This window comes from Streptomyces sp. NBC_00096 (assembly GCF_045041305.1).
In the GTDB taxonomy this organism is placed as follows: domain Bacteria; phylum Actinomycetota; class Actinomycetes; order Streptomycetales; family Streptomycetaceae; genus Streptomyces.
On sequence record NZ_CP108221.1, the window covers coordinates 3,574,904 to 3,594,160 of the forward strand.

The 19,257-nt window shown below is 72.7% G+C and carries 17 protein-coding genes; 12 read left to right on the forward strand and 5 right to left on the reverse strand.

The genetic code is table 11. The features are described 5' to 3' along the window. Window positions 1–7: 7 nt before the first annotated feature. Both OG904_RS15730 and OG904_RS15735 read right to left on the reverse strand, forming a co-directional pair. Window positions 8–637, reverse strand: coding sequence for a MarR family winged helix-turn-helix transcriptional regulator (locus OG904_RS15730; RefSeq protein WP_405498041.1), 630 nt, complete (start codon window positions 635–637; stop codon window positions 8–10). A 13-nt stretch (window positions 638–650) separates the two neighbouring features. Continuing rightward, on the reverse strand, window positions 651–1,298 hold the full coding sequence (locus OG904_RS15735) for a DJ-1/PfpI family protein (RefSeq protein WP_405491357.1): 648 nt from the start codon (window positions 1,296–1,298) through the stop codon (window positions 651–653). 207 nt (window positions 1,299–1,505) lie between these two features. Between OG904_RS15735 and OG904_RS15740 the strand changes: the two genes are divergently transcribed. From OG904_RS15740 to OG904_RS15755, 4 genes are all read left to right on the forward strand, one after another. Continuing rightward, complete coding sequence (locus OG904_RS15740; protein ID WP_405491359.1) at window positions 1,506–2,858, forward strand: aspartate aminotransferase family protein; 1,353 nt, start codon at window positions 1,506–1,508, stop codon at window positions 2,856–2,858. Window positions 2,859–3,174: 316 nt separating this feature from the next. Continuing rightward, on the forward strand, window positions 3,175–3,855 hold the full coding sequence (locus OG904_RS15745; RefSeq protein ID WP_405491361.1) for a GntR family transcriptional regulator: 681 nt from the start codon (window positions 3,175–3,177) through the stop codon (window positions 3,853–3,855). After that, window positions 3,852–6,500: a glycosyltransferase 87 family protein gene (locus OG904_RS15750; protein ID WP_405491363.1), complete on the forward strand. Its 2,649-nt coding sequence runs from the start codon at window positions 3,852–3,854 to the stop codon at window positions 6,498–6,500. The genes OG904_RS15745 and OG904_RS15750 overlap by 4 nt, the downstream gene beginning before the upstream one ends. 120 nt (window positions 6,501–6,620) lie before the next feature. Next, entirely contained in the window at window positions 6,621–7,271 is a 651-nt protein-coding gene (locus OG904_RS15755; protein ID WP_405491365.1) for a hypothetical protein, read from the forward strand. A 133-nt stretch (window positions 7,272–7,404) separates the two neighbouring features. Here OG904_RS15755 and OG904_RS15760 read toward each other — a convergent pair whose 3' ends face one another. Next, complete coding sequence (locus OG904_RS15760; RefSeq protein ID WP_405491367.1) at window positions 7,405–8,130, reverse strand: SLATT domain-containing protein; 726 nt, start codon at window positions 8,128–8,130, stop codon at window positions 7,405–7,407. Window positions 8,131–8,397: 267 nt separating this feature from the next. Here OG904_RS15760 and OG904_RS15765 point away from each other — a divergent pair, with 267 nt between their 5' ends. The 7 genes from OG904_RS15765 (at window position 8,398) to OG904_RS15795 (ending at window position 14,919) form a co-directional block, all read left to right on the forward strand. Further along, on the forward strand, window positions 8,398–8,739 hold the full coding sequence (locus OG904_RS15765; RefSeq protein WP_405491369.1) for a YbaB/EbfC family nucleoid-associated protein: 342 nt from the start codon (window positions 8,398–8,400) through the stop codon (window positions 8,737–8,739). Between the two features lie 90 nt (window positions 8,740–8,829). Next, on the forward strand, window positions 8,830–9,429 hold the full coding sequence (recR, locus tag OG904_RS15770) for a recombination mediator RecR (protein WP_328299989.1): 600 nt from the start codon (window positions 8,830–8,832) through the stop codon (window positions 9,427–9,429). Further along, window positions 9,422–10,069, forward strand: a complete 648-nt coding sequence (locus OG904_RS15775; protein WP_405491372.1) for a DUF5063 domain-containing protein — start codon at window positions 9,422–9,424, stop codon at window positions 10,067–10,069. Before recR ends, OG904_RS15775 begins: the two co-directional genes overlap by 8 nt. A gap of 121 nt (window positions 10,070–10,190) precedes the next feature. Next, window positions 10,191–11,465, forward strand: a complete 1,275-nt coding sequence (locus OG904_RS15780; RefSeq protein WP_405491374.1) for an aspartate kinase — start codon at window positions 10,191–10,193, stop codon at window positions 11,463–11,465. Further along, entirely contained in the window at window positions 11,462–12,550 is a 1,089-nt protein-coding gene (locus tag OG904_RS15785; protein WP_405491376.1) for an aspartate-semialdehyde dehydrogenase, read from the forward strand. The genes OG904_RS15780 and OG904_RS15785 overlap by 4 nt, the downstream gene beginning before the upstream one ends. A 261-nt stretch (window positions 12,551–12,811) precedes the next feature. Continuing rightward, entirely contained in the window at window positions 12,812–13,492 is a 681-nt protein-coding gene (locus OG904_RS15790) for a SigE family RNA polymerase sigma factor (protein ID WP_405498043.1), read from the forward strand. Continuing rightward, on the forward strand, window positions 13,489–14,919 hold the full coding sequence (locus tag OG904_RS15795; protein ID WP_405491378.1) for a hypothetical protein: 1,431 nt from the start codon (window positions 13,489–13,491) through the stop codon (window positions 14,917–14,919). Before OG904_RS15790 ends, OG904_RS15795 begins: the two co-directional genes overlap by 4 nt. Before the next feature lie 24 nt (window positions 14,920–14,943). On the opposite strand, the gene OG904_RS15800 is transcribed toward OG904_RS15795, so the two are convergent. After that, window positions 14,944–15,828, reverse strand: a complete 885-nt coding sequence (locus tag OG904_RS15800; RefSeq protein ID WP_405491380.1) for an SURF1 family protein — start codon at window positions 15,826–15,828, stop codon at window positions 14,944–14,946. 85 nt (window positions 15,829–15,913) lie between these two features. Further along, on the reverse strand, window positions 15,914–17,722 hold the full coding sequence (locus OG904_RS15805) for a prolyl oligopeptidase family serine peptidase (RefSeq protein ID WP_405491382.1): 1,809 nt from the start codon (window positions 17,720–17,722) through the stop codon (window positions 15,914–15,916). A 222-nt stretch (window positions 17,723–17,944) separates the two neighbouring features. On the opposite strand from OG904_RS15805, the gene codA reads away from it, so the two are divergent. Next, a complete protein-coding gene (gene codA, locus OG904_RS15810; RefSeq protein ID WP_405491384.1) occupies window positions 17,945–19,252 on the forward strand; it encodes a cytosine deaminase in 1,308 nt (435 codons plus the stop codon). Window positions 19,253–19,257 lie beyond the last annotated feature (5 nt).

Genomic DNA, 19,257 nt, shown 5'->3' on the forward strand with positions numbered 1-19,257 from the left:
GCCCGCCCTAAGAGGTCGGGGAACCAGGTACAGTCGGCAGGGCACCCGGGCTGCCCGGGCTGTCCGCAGAGTGCGGGCCGTCCAGAGCCTCCAGCGCATCCAGAGCGGCCGACAGGCGTTCCAGGACGCGGACCGTTTCGGCGAAGGCCTCCTCGCCCAGGGCCTCCGCGAGGCGGGTGGCCAGGGACGCGTGGCCCGGGCCGATCCGGGCGATGGCCGCGCGGCCGGTTTCCGTGGGGCGCAGCAGCTTCGCGCGCCGGTGGGCCGGGTTCGGGACGTACTCGGCCAGGCCCCTGGAGGCCAGGAGGTCGGCGATGCGCTGCACGCTCTGCCGGGTGATGCCCATGGCCCGGGCGATGCCGGCGACGGGGAGCGGCTCGTGCAGTACGGCGCCGAGCACCTGCCACCAGGCGGCGGTCAGCCCCGCCGGGCGGGCCAGCTCCTCGGAGACGGAGAGGAACCGGCCGTTGAGGTGGAACACGCCGAGGGCGGTGCGGCTCAGCAGATCCTGTCGGGCCCGCAGGGAGTCCGGCCCCGAATCCGCCCCCTCCGCCACTGCCCCCTCCGGCACGGGCTCCGCCCCCTCCGCCCCCTCCGGCACGGGCTCCGCCCCCTCCGCCACCGGCTCCGCCCCCACCGGCTCCGCCCCCTCAGGCATCGCCCGACTCCGCCGCCGCCATGAGGACCGGGTACGCGGTCGGGTCGGAGTCGTGGAAGAGGCGGTACCAGGCGTCGAGGACGTGCGGCTGGTACACCCCGAGGCGGGCGAAGACCTCGCGGGCGAACGCCACCGGCTCCGTCGGGCCCGCCGTGATCAGGTCGCCGTCGGTGACCGCGTCGGCCTCGACGTAGTGTGCGGCGCCCGCGTAGCCCGGCTGGCCGCCGAGGTAGAAGGGGGCCGCGCTGGTGTGCGTACGCCCGTCCAGGACTCCCGCGCGGGCCAGGCCCGCCGTGGCTCCGCAGATCGCCGCGACCGGGACCCCGGCCGCCAGGAACTCCGCGGCCTTCGCCGCGAAGGGGGCCAGCTCGTCACCGGTGTCCCACAGCCCGGCGCCGGTCAGGATCAGGAGGGACGAGTCGCCGGGGGTCAGGTCGGCCAGGGCCAGGTCGGGCTGGATGCGGAGGCCGCCCATCGTGGTGACGGGCTCGCCGGCGGCGAGGCCGACCGTGCGGACCTCGTACCCGCGCTGGGTCAGGTGCGCGGTGGTGTGGCCCGTCTCCCAGTCGGCGTAGGTGTCGTAGACCGCCACGTGGACCGTCGGGAGAGGGGAAGTGCCTGCCGTCCGGGCTTCGCTCATCGTGCTCGCCTCCAGCGTCCTGCCATCGGGGGACGTGCCATATGACAGCAGACTGACGGAAAGACAGCTTGCTGTCAAGTAAGCGGCCCCACCCCCCACCCCATCCCACCCCACGCACCCACCCCATACAGACTGCCGAGACCCGCCCCCCACCCGCATACAGACCGCCGATATCCCGCCCCACCTGCGCACTTCTACGGTGGCGGCATGACCCCTCACGTCACCTCGGGCGCCTCCGTCAAGGCTGCCGACCGCGCTCACGTCTTCCACTCCTGGTCCGCACAGGCCCTGATCGACCCGCTCGCCGTGGCCAAAGCCGAGGGGTCGTACTTCTGGGACTACGACGGCAAGCGCTACCTCGACTTCGCCTCCCAGCTGGTCAACACCAACATCGGCCACCAGCACCCCAAGGTCGTCGCCGCCATCCAGGAGCAGGCGGCCACGCTCTGCACCCTGGCCCCCGGTTTCGCCGTCGACGTCCGCTCCGAGGCCGCACGCCTCATCGCGCAGCGGACCCCCGGCGACCTCGACAAGATCTTCTTCACCAACGGCGGAGCCGAGGCCGTGGAGAACGCCGTCCGCATGGCCCGGCTGCACACCGACCGGCAGAAGGTGATGTCCACGTACCGCTCGTACCACGGCGCCACCGCGGCCGCGATCAACCTGACCGGCGACCCGCGCCGCTGGCCCTCCGACACGGCCGCCGCGGGCGTCGTGCACTTCTGGGGCCCGTTCCTCTACCGGTCGCCGTTCCACGCGGTCACCGAGGCCGAGGAGTGCGAGCGCGCCCTCACCCACCTCGCCGACACCATCGCCTTCGAGGGTCCCGCGACGATCGCCGCGATCATCCTGGAGTCCGTCCCCGGCACGGCCGGGATCATGACCCCGCCCCCCGGCTACCTGGCCGGCGTGCGCGAGCTCTGCGACCGCCACGGCATCGTCTTCATCCTGGACGAGGTCATGTCGGGGTTCGGCCGGACCGGGAAGTGGTTCGCCGCCGAGCACTGGGACGTCACCCCCGACCTGATCACCTTCGCCAAGGGCGTCAACAGCGGCTACGTCCCGCTCGGCGGGGTCGCCATCTCGGGGGCGATCGCCGAGACATTCGCCACGCGCCCCTACCCGGGCGGGCTGACCTACTCCGGCCACCCCCTGGCCTGCGCGGCCGCCGTCGCGACGATCACCGCGATGGACGAGGAGGGCATCGTCGAGCACGCCGCCCACCTCGGCGAGAACGTGATCGGCCCGGCCCTCGCCGAGCTCGCGGAGCGCCACCCCTCGGTCGGGGAGGTGCGCGGTCTGGGCACCTTCTGGGCGCTGGAACTCGTACGGGACAAGGAGACGCGCGAGCCGCTCGTCCCGTACAACGCCGCCGGCGCGGACAACGCCCCGATGGCCGAGTTCGCCGCCGCCTGCAAGGCCTCCGGGCTGTGGCCGTTCGTCAACATGAACCGCACCCACGTCGTCCCGCCGTGCAACATCACGGAGGCCGACGCGAAGGAGGGCCTGGCCCTGCTGGACGACGCGCTGACCGTCGCGGACAAGCACGTTTCGGCCTGAGCCCCCGTGTCCGGGCCGCCTCGGATCCGCTCGGTCCCCCTCGGGACCGCCGCAGATCCGCCCCGGCCCGGCCCGGGTTCGCCCCGGTTCGTCCCGGGTCCTCCCCCGGGTGAGCCGTCCACACCGCTCCTGAACAGGGAGAACGCCCCTGCGTGCAGGTCCCGGGAGGCCCCGCGCAGGGCCAGATGATCAAGAAAAGAGCCCCCGACCGTCCGGATAACGGTCGCTAAATCCATATAGCGGCCACAAACCGATCGGTTTCGGCCGTCCTGTCTGGCCTAAGGTGTCCGAAGCCCACAGATGGAGACGGACCCCTATGTCAGGCAGCGGCGCTGTCACCCGCAACACACTTCGCCAGCAGATCGCGGACGCGCTGCGTGACGAGGTGCTCGCGGGGCGTCTGCCCGCAGGGGCCGAGTTCACCGTCAAACAGATCGCCGAGCAGTACGAGGTCTCCGCGACCCCCGTCCGCGAGGCACTCGTCGACCTCTCCGCCCAGGGCCTGCTCGACTCCGTCCAGCACCGCGGCTTCCGTGTCCGCGTCTTCTCCGTGGACGATTTCCGGGGCATGATCGAGGCTCGCACGCTGATCGTGGAGGGAATCTTCCGCCGGCTCGTCGAACGCGGCACCGCTCCCGGCACCGGCGAGCGGCTGGTGTCCGTCCGCCGCCGGGCGGAGGAGGCGCGGAGGTCGGCGCTGGACGGCTCGCTCGAAGTGCTGATCGGCTACGACCTGCGCTTCTGGAGGGAGCTGAGCGGGCTGGTCGGCAACAGCTACATCTCCGAATTCCTGCACCGGATCCGCGTGCAGTGCTGGGTATTCTCCGTGCCCTACCTGAAGGCGGAGCCGCCCCTGCGCGGCAGCCTGTGGGCGGGCCACAACGAACTGATCGACGCGGTGACCCGCGGGGACGCCGAGGAGGTACGACGCCTCGTGCACGCGTACAACCAGCACGGTCTGGACTGGGCCGCGGGCCTGAAGGGGGCCGGCGCGTGAGCGGGAAGAGCGTGGACGACCGGCGCGGCGCGAGCGAGCACCGGTCGGCCCCGACCACCGGTACGCGATGGCTCGGCGCCGTCGGCCTCTCCGTCGTCATCCCCGGTCCCGTCCCGGAAGCCACCCTCACCGCCGTGCGCCACCACCTCGACGCGCACAGCGGCACCGGCCCCGGTGACTGGGAACTCATAGTGGTCACTGCCGCGGACGAGGACGGTCCGGCCCGCGAGCCCCTGGCGGCCGCCGCCGACGAGACAGCGGCCGCCGCCGACGAGCCCCGGATCCGGCTGGTCCGCCCCGCCTCAGGCCACCGGGGCAAGGGGGCCGCACTGCGCGCCGGAGTACTCGCCTCGGCGGGCCGCCGGGTGCTGCTCGCCGACGCCGCCCTCACGACGCCGCTCGACGAGCTGGCCCGCCTCGAGGACGCCCTGGACGCGGACGCCCCGGACGAGGACGCGCGGCGGGACGAGCGGCGGGCCCCCGGGCGGGCTCCCGGGCGGGCCCCCGCGCAGGCCGCCGGGCAGAGCAACGGAACGCCCGAGGCGCAGCCCCCCGCCGTGGTCCAAGGACGCTCCGGAAACCGCCTGGTCCGCGCCCTCGGCATACCGGGGATACCGGGCTTCCGCGCCGACACCTGCGGCTTCGCCCTCTTCGACGGCGACCGCGCCCGCGCCGCCTTCGCCGCCTCCACCCTCGACGGCCCGGCCATCGACGCCGAGGTCCTGCGCTGGATACGCCGCCAGGGCTGGGAGGTGGCGGAGATCCCGGTGAGCCGCGCCGCACAGAAGGTCCCCGCGAAGCTCCCCGCGTACAAGGTCCCCGCACAGAGGGTCCCCGCGCAGAGGGTCCCCGCACCAAAGGCCCCCGCACCAAAGGCCCCCGAGCCGCGCACCGACCGCCGCCAGGCCCTCGCCGAGCTGCTGCGCCTGAACGCCGGCGGCCTCGCCGTCGCCGCCGCCTTCCTCGCGCTCTCGTTCTACATCTTCCACGGCCTGTGGGCGGACCTCGGCGGGAGCTACCTCGCCGACGCGCTCCAGGACCAGAACCAGTGGGAGTGGTTCGTCGGCGTCACCACCGACAACATCACCCACCTCCGCAATCCGTTCTTCACCTTCTCCCAGGGCATGCCCGACGGCGTGAACCTGATGGCCAACGCCACGATGCTCGGCCTGAACGTCCCGCTCATCCCGGTCACGCTCCTCTTCGGCGAGACGGTCACCTTCGCGCTGGTCCTCACGCTCGGCATGGCCGCCAGCGCCTGGACCTGGTACTGGCTGATCCGCCGGCACTTCGTGCGCTCCCGCTGGGCCGCCGCGGCGGGCGGGGCGCTCGCCGCCTTCGCGCCGCCGATGGTCTCGCACGCCAACGGCCACCCGAACTTCGTCGTCCTCTTCATGATCCCGCTGATCATCGACCGGGCCCTGCGCCTGTGCGGCCCGCACCGCAGGGACCACAGCGTGACCCGTGACGGGGTCCTGCTCGGGCTCTTCGCGACGTACCAGATCTTCATCGGCGAGGAGCCGCTTCTCATCGCCGCGCTCGGCATGCTGGTCTTCTGCCTCGCCTGCCTGCTCGTCGACCACCGACGGGCCCTGGCGGCCGCGCGACCGCTGGGCGCGGGCCTGGCCGTGGCCCTCGCCGTGTGCCTGCCGCTGCTGATCGTCCCGCTGCACTGGCAGTTCTCCGGCCCGCAGAGCTACCACTCGGTCCTGCACGGGGACGACGCCGGGAACAGCCCGCGCGCCCTGATCGAGTACGCCTCCCGCTCGCTCTTCGGCGACCCGGAGACGGCCGGGCGCCTCTCCCTGAACACCACCGAGCAGAACGCCTTCTACGGCTGGCCCCTGCTGGCCTTCGCCGTCGCCGTGTGCGTGTGGCTGTGGCGCGACAGGCTGGTACGGGCCCTCGCGGTCACCGGCTTCGTGGCGCTCCTGCTGTCCCTCGGACCGTGGGTGCCCGTCCCGCACACCGAGGTCGTGCTGCCCGGTCCCTGGCGCCTGATCATCAAGCTGCCCCTCTTCGAGTCGGTGATCGAGGGGCGCGTGGCGATGGTGTGCGCCCCCGTCCTGGGGATCCTGCTGGCCCTCGCGCTCGACCGGATCGTCCGGCTGCGCACGCGCGAGCTGCGCACGCTGGGCCTGCTGGGGGCGGCGGCCGCGCTGATCCCGGTCCTGCCGCTGCCGCTGACCGTACGGGACCGCGCGCCGGTGCCCGCCTTCATCACCTCGGGGTCCTGGAAGGACTACGTCAAGGACGGGGAGGCACTCGTTCCGGTACCGCTGCCGGACCCGGGCCAGGCGGACGCACTGCACTGGCAGGTCGAGGCGGACTTCGGTTTCCGGCTGGCCGGCGGCTACTTCAACGGCCCGTGGGGACCGGACCGCATGGGCATCTACGGAGCCACCCCGCGCAACCTGTCGAACCTCCTGCGCGACGTCCGCTACGGTGCGCAGCCGCCCGAGATCACCCCGGCCTGGCAGGTGCAGGCCCGCCAGGACCTGGAGTACTGGAAGGCGGGCGCGGTCGTGCTGCCGGTCCAGGACCGGGACACCGAGCTGCGGCAACTGATCACCGGACTGCTCGGCCGGCCGCCGGAGAAGGTGCTGGACGCGTGGGTCTGGAGGGTGGGACCGGGGCAGCCGTAGGCCTCTCCGGTACCGCCGTCGCGCCGCGGGCCCGGGCGCGAGGTTTTGCTCACCCCTTCGCGGAGCGTGTCCGGCGCACTACGCTGGCCCGATCGGCGGCAACGACTGATCGGAGGCCGAGTGGCCTGTGACCTGTGGCTGGTCCCCCTTGTCGACGTGCTGTGCCACAGCCCCGACAATCCCTTCGCGGAAGAGATCGCCTCGTACGACAAGGCGCTGGGCGAGGCCGGACTGCCGTCCGTGCCGGTGTTCGCGTACATGCCGGGGCTGTCCGGGGACGTCGCCCCGGTAGCCGGTTTCGACTATGACGCCCTGCACTTCCTGCGGCGGGCGTACCTGCTCCAGATCTGCGGGCTGCCGGTGACGCCGGTGGACGAGCTGGGCGGGGACTACGAGCAGCTGCTGGAGATGTTCGAGCCGACGGCGCAGCAGTCGCACCTGGTGTGGCACTACGACCACGCGGGGGCGTACGTCCCCGTGGACTTCGCGGCGCCGCTGGCGAACGAGGAGCTGCTGGCCGGGGGCGGGCCGCTGGGCTCGGCGCAGGGGCTGCTGCGCGAGCTGGCGGTGGTGGCTCCCGCGATCGGGATAGATCCCGGGAATCCCCCGATGGCGCCCGCGCCGCCGGGGCGGCCGACCTCGCTGGAGGAGCCGGCCGGGCCGATTCCGCACGACGACAGCCCGTTCGCACGGGAGCGGCACGTGTGGCTGGGACTGCACGCGGCGGCGACCCGGAGCCTCGGCCAGGGCTCGATGATCATTTTCAGTTGATGTGCAGTGCGCGGTGCGGTGTGCGGTGCGGTGCGCGCACTGCACCGCACCGCGGTGCGCCGGTCCGGGGCGGGTGCGAGGAGCTCTCCCCGCCCGGCCCTCCACCGTTTCCCGATCGCCGGCGGGGCCGGATTCAGCGCGGCTGTTCCGGGGGTCTCTGGCGCGGCATGTTCGGGCGGGTGCCCGGCGGGAGCGGGAAGCGGGCCGGCGGGACGTACGCGTCCGGGCGCCCCCCGCCCGCGCCCAGGGACTGCATGACCAGCGGGGCGGGGCCCGAGCTGAACTCGACCATCCACTCCGCGGTCTCGGAGCGCACGAGCTCCGTCACGTCCTCCGAGAACCGCCGCAGCACGGTCAGACATCGCTCCGCGGCTTCGCTCGCGGTGCCCTCCGTCGGGCCGAGGATCTCCCGTACGTTCTCGGTGGCCCAGTCGAACTGCAGGGTCTGCAGGCGCCGCTGCACGGCCTGCGCCGTCGCCACGTCCCGCATCCAGCCCGAGGTCAGGCCGAAGAACCGGTCGCCGGCCAGGCAGGCCGCTCCCAGGAGCAGCGCGAGGTAGCCGTACGAGGCCGCCCCGGGCACCGAGCCGGTCAGTTCCAGCAGTGGCATCGCCGCGCCCGTGACCGCGCCCGCGGCGGCTCCGGCCCGCAGGATCCGGGCGCCCCGGCGCTTCCACGCCCGGTCGGACAGGTACCACTCGGCGGTGCGCAGCGCGTCGGCCTCGACCCGCCGGTAGAGCTCGTCGAGCCGCTCGGCGGGCTCGCCCCAGTCCCCGAGGGGGAACGGCCGGCCGGTGAGGTCGCCGTCCTCAGCGGGATCCCGGGGTGGCCCCTCGGGCTGCATCTCCGGCTGACTCACCCGGCACTCCCTCTGCCTGCGCTGACGTGTGGTGGTGCGCGTGTGCGCAATGATGCGCATGCTCTTCCTACCTTCGAATGGGGCGCGATGGGCAACGATTCCCCGGATTTCCGCTCACAAGGAGGGCTCCATCAGGTACGCGCACGCCTCGTCTCTCACTCGAAAGAGTTGGTCCTCACGGCGTAGGGCGCGGCGCCCGGGGAGCACGTAGGCTCGGATTGACCAAGCCGCCAGATGCTTGGCCCGACGCTACGGAGTGAGTGACCTGTGATTCCCGGTGGTGGTCAGCCCAACATGCAGCAGCTGCTCCAGCAGGCCCAGAAGATGCAGCAGGACCTTGCCGTGGCACAGGAGGAGCTGGCGCGGACCGAGGTCGAGGGCCAGGCCGGCGGCGGCCTGGTCAAGGCGACCGTCACCGGTTCCGGTGATTTGCGCGCGCTGGTGATCGACCCGAAGGCCGTGGACCCCGAGGACACGGAGACGCTCGCGGACCTGGTGGTCGCGGCGGTCCAGGCGGCCAACGAGAATGCGCAGGCGCTCCAGCAGCAGAAGCTGGGCCCGCTGGCGCAGGGCCTGGGCGGCGGCGGCATCCCCGGCCTTCCGTTCTAGCCCCTCCGCCCCTCACCCCTCCGCACCCCGCACTCCCCGTACTCCCACCGGGAACCGCACTCCCACCGAAAACCGAAAGAAGGCAGTCCGTTGTACGAAGGCGTGGTCCAGGACCTGATCGACGAACTGGGCAGGCTGCCCGGCGTCGGGCCCAAGAGCGCGCAGCGGATCGCCTTCCACATCCTGCAGGCCGAGCCCACCGATGTCCGCCGTCTCGCGCACACGCTGCTCGAGGTCAAGGACAAGGTCCGGTTCTGTGCGGTGTGCGGGAACGTGGCGCAGGAGGAGCGGTGCAACATCTGCCGCGACCCGCGCCGCGATCTCACGGTCATCTGTGTGGTCGAGGAGTCGAAGGACGTCGTCGCGATCGAGCGGACCCGCGAGTTCCGGGGCCGGTACCACGTCCTCGGCGGCGCGATCAGCCCGATCGAGGGCGTCGGCCCGGACGACCTGCGCATCCGGGAGCTGCTGGCGCGGCTCGCCGACGGCGCGGTCACCGAGCTGATCCTCGCGACCGACCCGAACCTGGAGGGCGAGGCGACCGCCACCTACCTCGCCCGCATGATCAAGCCCATGGGCCTGAAGGTCACCCGCCTGGCCAGCGGGCTCCCCGTCGGGGGAGATCTGGAGTACGCGGACGAGGTCACGCTCGGGCGGGCCTTTGAAGGAAGGCGACTTCTCGATGTCTGACGCAACGCTGCACGCCCTGGGACAGGATCCGGACGACTTCGCCGTCCAGATCTCCGACCAGATCGAGTCCTTCATCGTCGCGGTCACCGAGGTGGCCAAGGGCGAGGACCCGGACAGCGCCGTGCCCTTCCTCCTCCTGGAGGTGTCCCAGCTGCTGCTGGCGGGCGGCCGGCTGGGCGCGTACCAGGACGTCCTGCCCGACGAGCGCTACGAGCCCGACCTGGGCCCGGAGCCGGACGTGGAGGACCTGCGCGAGCGGTTCGCGCTGATGCTGGAGCCGGTCGACGTCTACTCGGAGGTCTTCGACCCCTACGAGCCGCGCAAGGCACCGGTCCCGCACCGGATCTCCGACGACCTGGCCGACGTGGTCGCCGACCTGCGCCACGGCCTCATCCACTACCAGTCGGACCGGGTCACCGAAGCCCTGTGGTGGTGGCAGTTCTCGTACTTCACCAACTGGGGTCCGACGGCTTCGGCCACGCTGCGCGCGCTCCAGTCGCTGGTCGCCCACGTACGCCTGGACCAGCCGCTGGCGGCCCTGGACGGGCTGGACACGGACGAGGACCTGGCGGAGGACGATCTCGCGGAGCAGGCCGGGCAGGTCATGGCGGAGGAGCTGGGCGGTCTCGGCCGGAAGTGATGCCTCCGGCGGGGCAACCGGTTCTTTGATCCTTTCGTCTCATGATGTGGTACGAGACGGTCGTATCCCGGTCGCTCGTTAGACTGCACCAGCAATGAGACGGATTGAGCGAGGAGCGCACGTGGGCCTTGTCGTGCAGAAGTACGGAGGCTCCTCCGTAGCCGATGCCGAGGGCATCAAGCGTGTCGCCAAGCGAATCGTGGACGCCAAGAAGAACGGCCACCAAGTGGTCGTCGTGGTTTCCGCGATGGGCGACACGACGGACGAGCTGATCGATCTCGCTGAGCAGGTGTCCCCGATGCCTGCCGGGCGCGAATTCGACATGCTGCTGACCGCCGGAGAGCGGATCTCCATGGCCCTGCTGGCCATGGCGATCAAAAACCTGGGCCACGAGGCCCAGTCGTTCACCGGTAGCCAGGCAGGCGTCATCACCGACTCGGTCCACAACAAAGCGCGCATCATCGATGTCACGCCGGGCCGTATCCGCACCGCGCTGGACGAGGGCAACATCGCCATCGTCGCCGGTTTCCAGGGCGTGTCCGCGGACAGCAAGGACATCACCACCCTGGGCCGCGGCGGCTCGGACACGACCGCCGTCGCGCTCGCCGCGGCGCTGGACGCCGAGGTCTGCGAGATCTACACCGACGTCGACGGCGTCTTCACCGCGGACCCCCGCGTCGTGAAGAAGGCGCAGAAGATCGACTGGATCTCCTCCGAGGACATGCTGGAGCTCGCGGCCTCCGGTTCCAAGGTGCTGCTGCACCGCTGCGTCGAGTACGCGCGCCGCTACAACATTCCGATCCACGTCCGCTCGTCCTTCTCGGGACTGCCGGGCACCTGGGTCAGCAACGAGAATCCGCAAGGAGACGAGCCGGTGGAGCACGCCATCATCTCCGGAGTCGCCCACGACGTCTCCGAAGCCAAGATCACGGTCGTCGGCGTCCCGGACAAGCCGGGCGAGGCCGCGGCGATCTTCCGCGCCATCGCGGACGCCGAGATCAACATCGACATGATCGTGCAGAACGTGTCCGCCGCGTCCACGGGCCTGACGGACATCTCCTTCACCCTCCCCAAGGCCGAGGGCCACAAGGCCATCGACGCCCTGGAGAAGGCGAAGGGCACCATCGGCTTCGAGTCCCTGCGCTACGACGACCAGATCGGCAAGATCTCCCTGGTCGGCGCGGGCATGAAGACGAACCCGGGCGTCACCGCCTCGTTCTTCCAGGCGCTGTCCGACGCGGGCGTCAACATCGAGCTGATCTCCACCTCGGAGATCCGCATCTCGGTCGTGACCCGGCAGGACGACGTCAACGAGGCCGTCCGCGCCGTGCACACGGCCTTCGGCCTCGACTCCGACAACGACGAAGCCGTCGTCTACGGAGGCACCGGACGATGACGGCCCCCCGGTCGACCCCGCCACCGGCACTCGCGGTGGTCGGGGCGACCGGAGCGGTCGGCTCCGTCGTGCTCCGGATCCTGTCCGAGCGGGCGGACGTCTGGGGCCCCGTACGCCTGATCGCCTCGTCGCGCTCGGCCGGCCGCCGGCTGACCGTGCGCGGTGAGGAGACCGAGGTGCTCGCCCTCACCGAAGACGCCTTCGACGGCCTCGGCGAGGGGGACGTCGCGCTCTTCCTGACCCCGGCCGAGGTCTCGCTCCGGTGGGCTCCCGTCGTCACCGCGCGCGGCGCCGTCGTGGTGGACCAGTCCGCGGCGTTCCGGGAGGACCCCGGGGTGCCGCTCGTGGTGCCCGAGGTGAACGCGCACACCGCCCGGATCCGGCCGCGCGGGATCGTCGCGGGCCCGGACTGCGTGACCGCCGCGATGATCGCGGCGCTGGGCGCGCTGCACGCCGAGTACGCGCTGGCCGAGCTGGCCGTCTCCTCCTACCAGGCCGCCAGCGGGGCCGGGCGGGCCGGGTCGGAATCGCTGCGCCGCCAGCTGTCGCTGGTCGCCGGCACCGCCCTGGGGGAGCTCCCCGGGGACGTGCGCCGTGCCGTGGGCGAGGACACCGGACCCTTCGCGGCGCCGCTCGCGCTCAACGTCGTGCCGTGGTCCGGTGAGCTGCGCGAGGACGGCTGGTCCTCGCACGAGCTGGCCGTACGGGCGCAGACCCGCCGCATCCTGGACCTCGCGGAGCTGCCGGTCTCGGTGACCTGCGTACAGGTACCCGTGCTGACCGGGCATTCCCTGACCGTACGGGCCCGTTTCGAGGGCGAGGTCGAGGCCGTGCACGCCCGGGAGATCCTGGATTCCGCGCCCGGAGTGGTCCTCGTGGACGACCCCGCCGCAGGCGAGTTTCCGACCCCCGCGGACGCCGCGGGAACCGATCCGGCCTGGGTGGGGCGGGTGCGGGCCTCGCTGGACGACCGGTGTTCCCTGGAGTTCTTCGTCTGCGCGGACAACGTCCGCCAGGGCGCCGCGCTGAACGCCACGCGAACTGCGGAACTCATCGCGGCTGAATTTAGCCTTTTCACTTTGTAGGATCATCAGTGATCCCCTGATCGACCTGATCAAGGTGATGCCCGATGCCCGCTGTCGTAGACGCGGCCACCGGGGCGAACGGCTATGCATGAGGGCAATGGGGACCACGCCGATGAGTCTGCCCCGCGCGTACAACCCTGACGGGGTGACGCGCGTCCAACTGGCGTGGCAGAAGCATTGCTGGACTTCCCCGTCATTTCTGTGCGCACCGGGACGATCCCGTCGCGCCTGCGCTCCCGCACGCCCGGCGGCTTCCCGGTGATGGTTCCCGTCCCGCCGACCGCCACGACGCCGGAGGCTCCCGCGCTCCCCGCCGTCCCCGGTGTCCGGGCGCCCGCACCCGACCGCGACGGCCGCGTGCCGGGGCCGCGCGACAGCGCGGAGGCCACCGGCGGAACCGAGACGGCCGTGGTGGCTGAGACGGCCTTGGTGGCCGAGGTGGTCGCGGGGACCACCGTCGACCACCTCACCGAGACCTACCAGGCGCACTACCGCTCGCTCCTCGGGCTCGCCGCGCTCCTCCTCGACGACACCGCCTCCTGCGAGGACGTGGTCCAGGAGGCCTTCATCCGCGTCCACTCGGCCCGCAACCGGGTCCGCGACCGGGACAAGACCCTGGCCTACCTGCGCCAGACCGTCGTCAACCTCTCGCGCTCCGCCCTGCGCCGCCGCATCCTCGGCCTGAAGCTCCTGTCGAAGCCGATGCCGGACATGGCGAGCGCCGAGGAAGGCGCGTACGACCTGCTGGAGCGGGACGATCTCATCAAGTCGATGCGCGGACTCCAGCGTCGCCAGCGCGAGGTCCTGGTGCTGCGCTACTTCGCGGACATGACGGAAGTCCAGGTCGCCGAGACGCTCGGCATATCGCTCGGTTCGGTCAAGGCGTACGGATCGCGGGGCATAGCTGCGCTGCGTGTGGCGATGGAGGCTGCGCAGTCATGAACGAGGACCGCAAGAAGAGACAGGACGAGGAGCAGGTGCTCCGGAGCCTGAGGGGCGGAGCCCCGGGAGCGGACCGGGGACTGCACGGCCTGACGCGCGCATCCGCCGGCGAGGGCCAGGAGGCCCTGCGCCAGCTCCTGCGCACCGCACCCGGTGCCACACCCGGCACCGCGGACGGCGGTACGGGCGACGCGGCGGCCGGCAGCGCGGCCGGCAGTACGGCGGACGGATCGGCCGACAGCACTGACAGCACGAACAGCACGAACGGCGCAGCCGCAGGCACCGGCCCCGCCGCCGGCCCCGCCGCGGGCACCAAGGGACCGGCCGGGGAGGAGCAAGTGCTCCGCGACCTGCTGCACGGCGTGGTCGGGGGCCTCGAACCCTCCGGCGACGCGCTCGAGCGACTGCGGTACGCGGTCCCCGCACGCCGGGTCCGCAAGCAGCGGATCGTCCTCGCCGCGGTGGCGGCGGCGCTGGTGGTGGGCACCTCCGTCCCGGCGGCCGTGTACTTGACTGCGGCCGAGGGCGATTCCAAGGACCGCTCCACCATGGCGGGCCACGGCCAGCAGGGCGCGGACCGCAAGGGCGGGCTCTCCAACCCGCACCAGAACGGCTCCACCAAGCCGAAGCCCAGCAAGTCCCCGGGCAAGGGCCAGAGCACGCCCGGCGCCACCGGCGCCGCGCCGACTGCGCCCGGCACCGGTTTTCCCGGCATCACCGGGCCCGACGTCGTTCCGCCCGGGGCGGCCGTCTCCCCCCGGCCCGGCGTCACCAGGCTCCCCGGCGGCGGTCTGCTGCCCCCGCCGGCGGCTCCGGGCGTGCCCGCCTGCAGTGCCACCCAGCTCGGGGTGTCGGGCAGTGCGCAGCCCCCGGCGGCCGACGGCAAGGTCTACGGCAGTTTCAGGGTCACCAACGTTTCGGTGCGGGGCTGCACCGTCCTCGGTCCGGACACCGTGACCGCGGCCCCGGCGGCGGGTCCCGAGCCAGGCAAGGGCGGCGTGGCGGTGCCCGTCGTAGGCCACACCACGGGGGATCCGGCGACCGGGCTGCTGCCCGATCCGTCGATGGAGGCCCCGCTGATGGTGCTCGCGCCGAGCGCGGCGTACGAGGTCCGCTTCGCGTGGGTGCCGCCGGCGGAGGGCTGTCCGGGCGCGGGCGGGTCCGGCGCGGTGAACCCGCCGGACGGCGGCGTCGCCGGCGCGCCGAACACCGATCCGGGCACCGGGACGGGCGCGGACGGTGCGGCGAAGGGCCCGGAGTCCGAGACGAACCCCCCGGCGCCGGTACCGGAGGGCGTGTCGGTGTCCCACACGGCCGATACGACGCTGCCGGGCGGCCCGACGACGCAGACGACGATCCCCGACGCGTGCGGCGGAACGGTGTACCGGACCGGGGTCATCCCGGTGTCGGACCCCGGTCGGCCGTAGGACCCGGGGGAGGCCCGGTCCTGCCTAGGCCGGACCGGCTCCGGCCGGCGCGGCGGCCGCGCTGTCGGGAGTCTCGGCCGTATCGGCCGTCGCAGGACCCTCGGGCGCGACTGGCGCGACTGGCGCGACTGGCGCGGCCGGTCCCGCCCCGGGGTCTCCGGTGAGCAGGCCCGCCTCCGCGTCGCGCAGGGTCTCCACCTCGCGCCGGTAGAGCCGGAACCACATGAAGAGCACGAACGCGGCGAAGACGAACCACTCGCCGGTGTAGCCGAGGTTCTGGAAGGCCTTGAGGTCGAGCCCGGTGTTGACCGGAGCCTGTGCCGGGACCGGCGTCAGCCCGTCGGCGGGGGTCTGCACGGTCAGCCAGGCGTCGTACAGGCCGTACGGCACGATGTTGACGAGCGAGGCGGCCCCGATGACGCCGAGCTGCCCGGCCGGGAGTCCGCCCGAGGAGTACACGCCCTTGCTGCTGGAGTTCTCCGAGGCCTGCAGCGCACCCGTGACCTCGACCCGTCCGGCCGGGGCGGCCGGAGCCCGGCCCGCGTCGGCGGTGCCCGGCAGCCAGCCCCGGACCACCGGGACGGCCTTGCCGGTGTCGGTGCGCAGCAGGGTCAGGACGTAGAACCCGTCCTTCCCGTCGAGCCGCCGCTCGGGGACGAGCAGCTGGTCGGCGTACTCCCCGGAGACGGAGGCGAGCCGTCCGGAGGTGTTCTTGTCCACCGGGAGCAGCGAGTCCAGCGGCGCGGCCGCCTGTTCGGCGGGGCGTGCGCTGGTGGCCTCCTTGTGGCTGTCGACGCGGTCCTCGAACCGGCCGAGCTGCCAGGTCCCCATGAACAGGCAGAAGGGAACGCCGAGCGCGACGAAGACGTTGATCCCCCACCAGCGCGGGGTCAGGAGAAACCGGTGCACCCCACCACCGTACGGGGGGCGCACCGGTCCGCCGGTGCCGGGGCCACCGCGGCTGGTGCTTCGGCGCGAGCCCCGGGCTACCGGGCTATCGCGGCAGGTGCTTCAGCGCGAAGTCGAGTTCCATCCGGACCTGCTTGATCCGCTCCTCCACGACGAGCGAGCCGTGCCCGGCGTCGTACCGGTACACCTCGTGCTCCGCGCCGCGCGCCGACAGCCGGTCCACGTAGTTCTCGATCTGCCGGATCGGGCAGCGCGGGTCGTTGAGGCCCGCCGCGATGTGGACGGGCGCCTTCACCGCGTCCACGTAGGTCAGCGGCGAGGAGACCTCGAAGCGCTCCGGGACCTCCTCCGGGGTGCCGCCGAAGAGGGTGCGGTCCAGGGACTTCAGCGCCTCCATCTCGTCGTGGTACGCCGTCACGTAGTCGGCGACCGGTACGGCCGCCAGCCCCACCGCCCAGGCGTCCGGCTGCGTGCCGAGGCCGAGCAGGGTCAGGTAGCCGCCCCAGGATCCGCCGGACAGCACGAGGCGCGCCGGGTCGGCGAGGCCGGAGTCCACCGCCCAGTGGCGTACGGCGTCGATGTCCTCCAGCTCGATCAGGCCGACCCGGTGCTTGAGGGCGTCGGTCCACTCGCGGCCGTAGCCGGTGGAGCCGCGGTAGTTGACCCGCACGACGGCGAAGCCGTGGTCGAGCCAGGCCGCCGGGGTCGCGGCGAAGGCGTCGCTGTCGTGCCAGGTGGGCCCGCCGTGGATCTCGAAGACGGTCGGGAAGGGGCCGTCTCCGTGGCCCGCGGGCCGCTGCGCGAGGGCGTGGATCCGCCCGCCGGGACCCTCCACCCACACGTCCTCGACCGGTACGGAGCCGGGCGGCCGGAAGCCGGGAGGGTCGAGCACGACCCCGCCCGCGGTCGAGCGCACCACCGAGGGCTCGGCCGCGGAGGACCACTGGTACTCCACCGACCCGTCGGGCCGGGCCGTCGCGCCCGACACCGTCCCCGGCGGCGTGTCCAGCCGTACGAGGGTCCGCGCGGCCAGGTCGTAGCGCAGCAGCTCGCTGCGCGCCTCGAAGCTGTGCTCGATCAGCAGCGCGGAGCCGTCGGGGTACCACTCGGCGCCGACGTCGCCCGGCAGGTCGACGGCCAGCTCCTCCTCGGTGCCCGCGGCCACGTCCCAGACCATCGGCTCCCACCGGCCGCGCCGCTGGTGGCCGACCAGCAGCCGGGTGTCTCCCGGGACGGGCGCGAAGCCGAGCACCATGAGGCCCAGGTCCTCGGTGCCGCCCTTGGAGTCGTCCAGTTCGGCGACGGCCGTACCGTCCAGCGTGATGACGCGCAGCGCCGAATGCATGGCGTCGCCGTGCTCGGTGTGCTCGACGGCGAGCAGGGTCCCGTCGCGGGACAGGTCGCCGACGCCGGCCGACTCGCGGTGCCGGTAGACGACGGCGGGCGCCGTCCCGTCGGGCCGTACGACGTGGATGGTGGTCCCGTCCTCGTCGGTGGAGCGCCCCACGACGGTCGTCCCGTCGCGGCCGATGGCCAGTCCGGCGGGGTACGAGGCCTCCAGCCCGGGCGTGGCCGGCTCGTCGGGGCCGCCGGCGAAGGGCTGGCGCACCCAGGTGCCGAACTCGTCGCCGTCGGTGTCGGAGAACCACCAGATCCACTCGCCGTCGGGGGAGAGGGTGCCGTCGGTGGTGCCGTTGGGGCGGTCGGTGGCCTGCCGCTGCGTGCCGGTGGCGCGGTCCCAGGCGTAGAGCTCGTAGGTCCCGGTCGCGTTGGAGACGAAGAGCGAGCGGTCGGGCGCGTCCTCGGCCCATTCGGGCAGTCCCACGCGCGGCGCCCGGAAGCGCTTCTCCCAGTCGGGTACGGCGGCGTCGGTGTCAGCGGTGGCGTCAGTCATGCCCCCATGTAACCCGATCGCACCACCCGGGGTCCGGGATGCCGACGGGGCCGGACGGGGGCAAGGCGGTCTGCGTACGAAGTTCTGCCGCGAAGACGCGGGGCATGCAGCAGAAGGCCCAGGCCAAGCGGGGCTGACCCGGGCAGGGGCCGGAGCCGGGGCCCGGGCAGGTCCCGGGCGCGGGCCCGGGCCGATCCGGGACGGCGTGCGTAGGCTGGCGCCATGCGGATGATCGTCCGGGGTGCCCGGCTGCTGCACAGCGAAGGCCTGCACGACGTCGAGGTCGCGGAGGACGGGCGGATCGCGCGCGTGCTCCCGTACGACGACCAGAAGGAACCGCCGGCGACGGGGATGCTGATCGAGGCCCGCGGGGGTCTGCTCAGCGCCCCCTTCGTCGAGCCCCACATCCACCTCGACACCGCCCTGACGGCCGGCGATCCGCGCCCGAACGCCTCCGGGACCCTCTGGGAGGGCATCGCCTGCTGGAGCGAGCGCAAGAAGACCCTGACCCGCGAGGACGTGATCGCGCGGGCCACCGAGGTGCTGCGCTGGCAGGCGGCCCAGGGCGTCCTGCACGTGCGCACGCACTGCGACGTGACCGATCCGGCGCTGACCGCGCTCGACGCGCTGCTGGAGGTGCGCGACCGGGTCCGGGACGTGATGACCCTGCAGATCGTGGCCTTCCCGCAGGAGGGCATCGTCTCCTTCCCCGGCGGTGAGAAGCTGCTGCGCGAGGCCGTCCGGCGCGGGGCCGACGTCGTCGGCGCGATCCCGCACTTCGAGGACACCCGCGAGGACGGGGTGGCCTCGCTGGCCGTCGCCTTCGCGCTGGCCGAGGAGCAGGGACTGCGCGTGGACGCGCACTGCGACGAGATCGACGACGAGCAGTCCCGGTTCGTGGAGGTGCTGGCCACCCGGGCCCTGCGCTCGGGGCTGCGCGGGCACGTGACGGCCTCGCACACGACGGCGATGGGTTCCTACGGCGGCGCGTACAGCTTCAAACTCCAGCGGCTGCTGTCGCGTTCCGGGATCAACCTCGTCTCGAACCCCTTCGCCAACCTCAACCTCCAGGGCCGTTTCGACGCCTATCCCAAGCGCCGCGGCCTCACCCAGGTCAAGGAGATGCTGGCGGCGGGGGTGAACGTGGCCTTCGGCCACGACGACGTCATGGACCCCTGGAACGCGCTCGGCACCGGCAATCCGCTGCAGACCGCCCTCGTCGGGATCTACGCCGCCCAGCTCACGGGCGCGGACGAGATCCCGGTGGCCTTCGAGATGGTGACGGAGCGCGCGGCCCGCGTCCTCGGCCTCTCGCCCTCGGAGTACGGCGTCCGGCAGGGCGCCCCGGCCTCCTTCGTGCTGCTGCCGGCCGAATCGCCGACCGAGGCGATCCGCCGCCAGGTCCGCCCGCGCTACGTGGTCTCGCACGGGACCGTTCTCGCCGAAACCCCGGCCGCTCCGGCCCGGTTGCTGGCTTGGCCGGGAGAGGAGGGGCCCTCGGAGGTGGACTTCCGGCTGCGCCTACGCTGACCTGC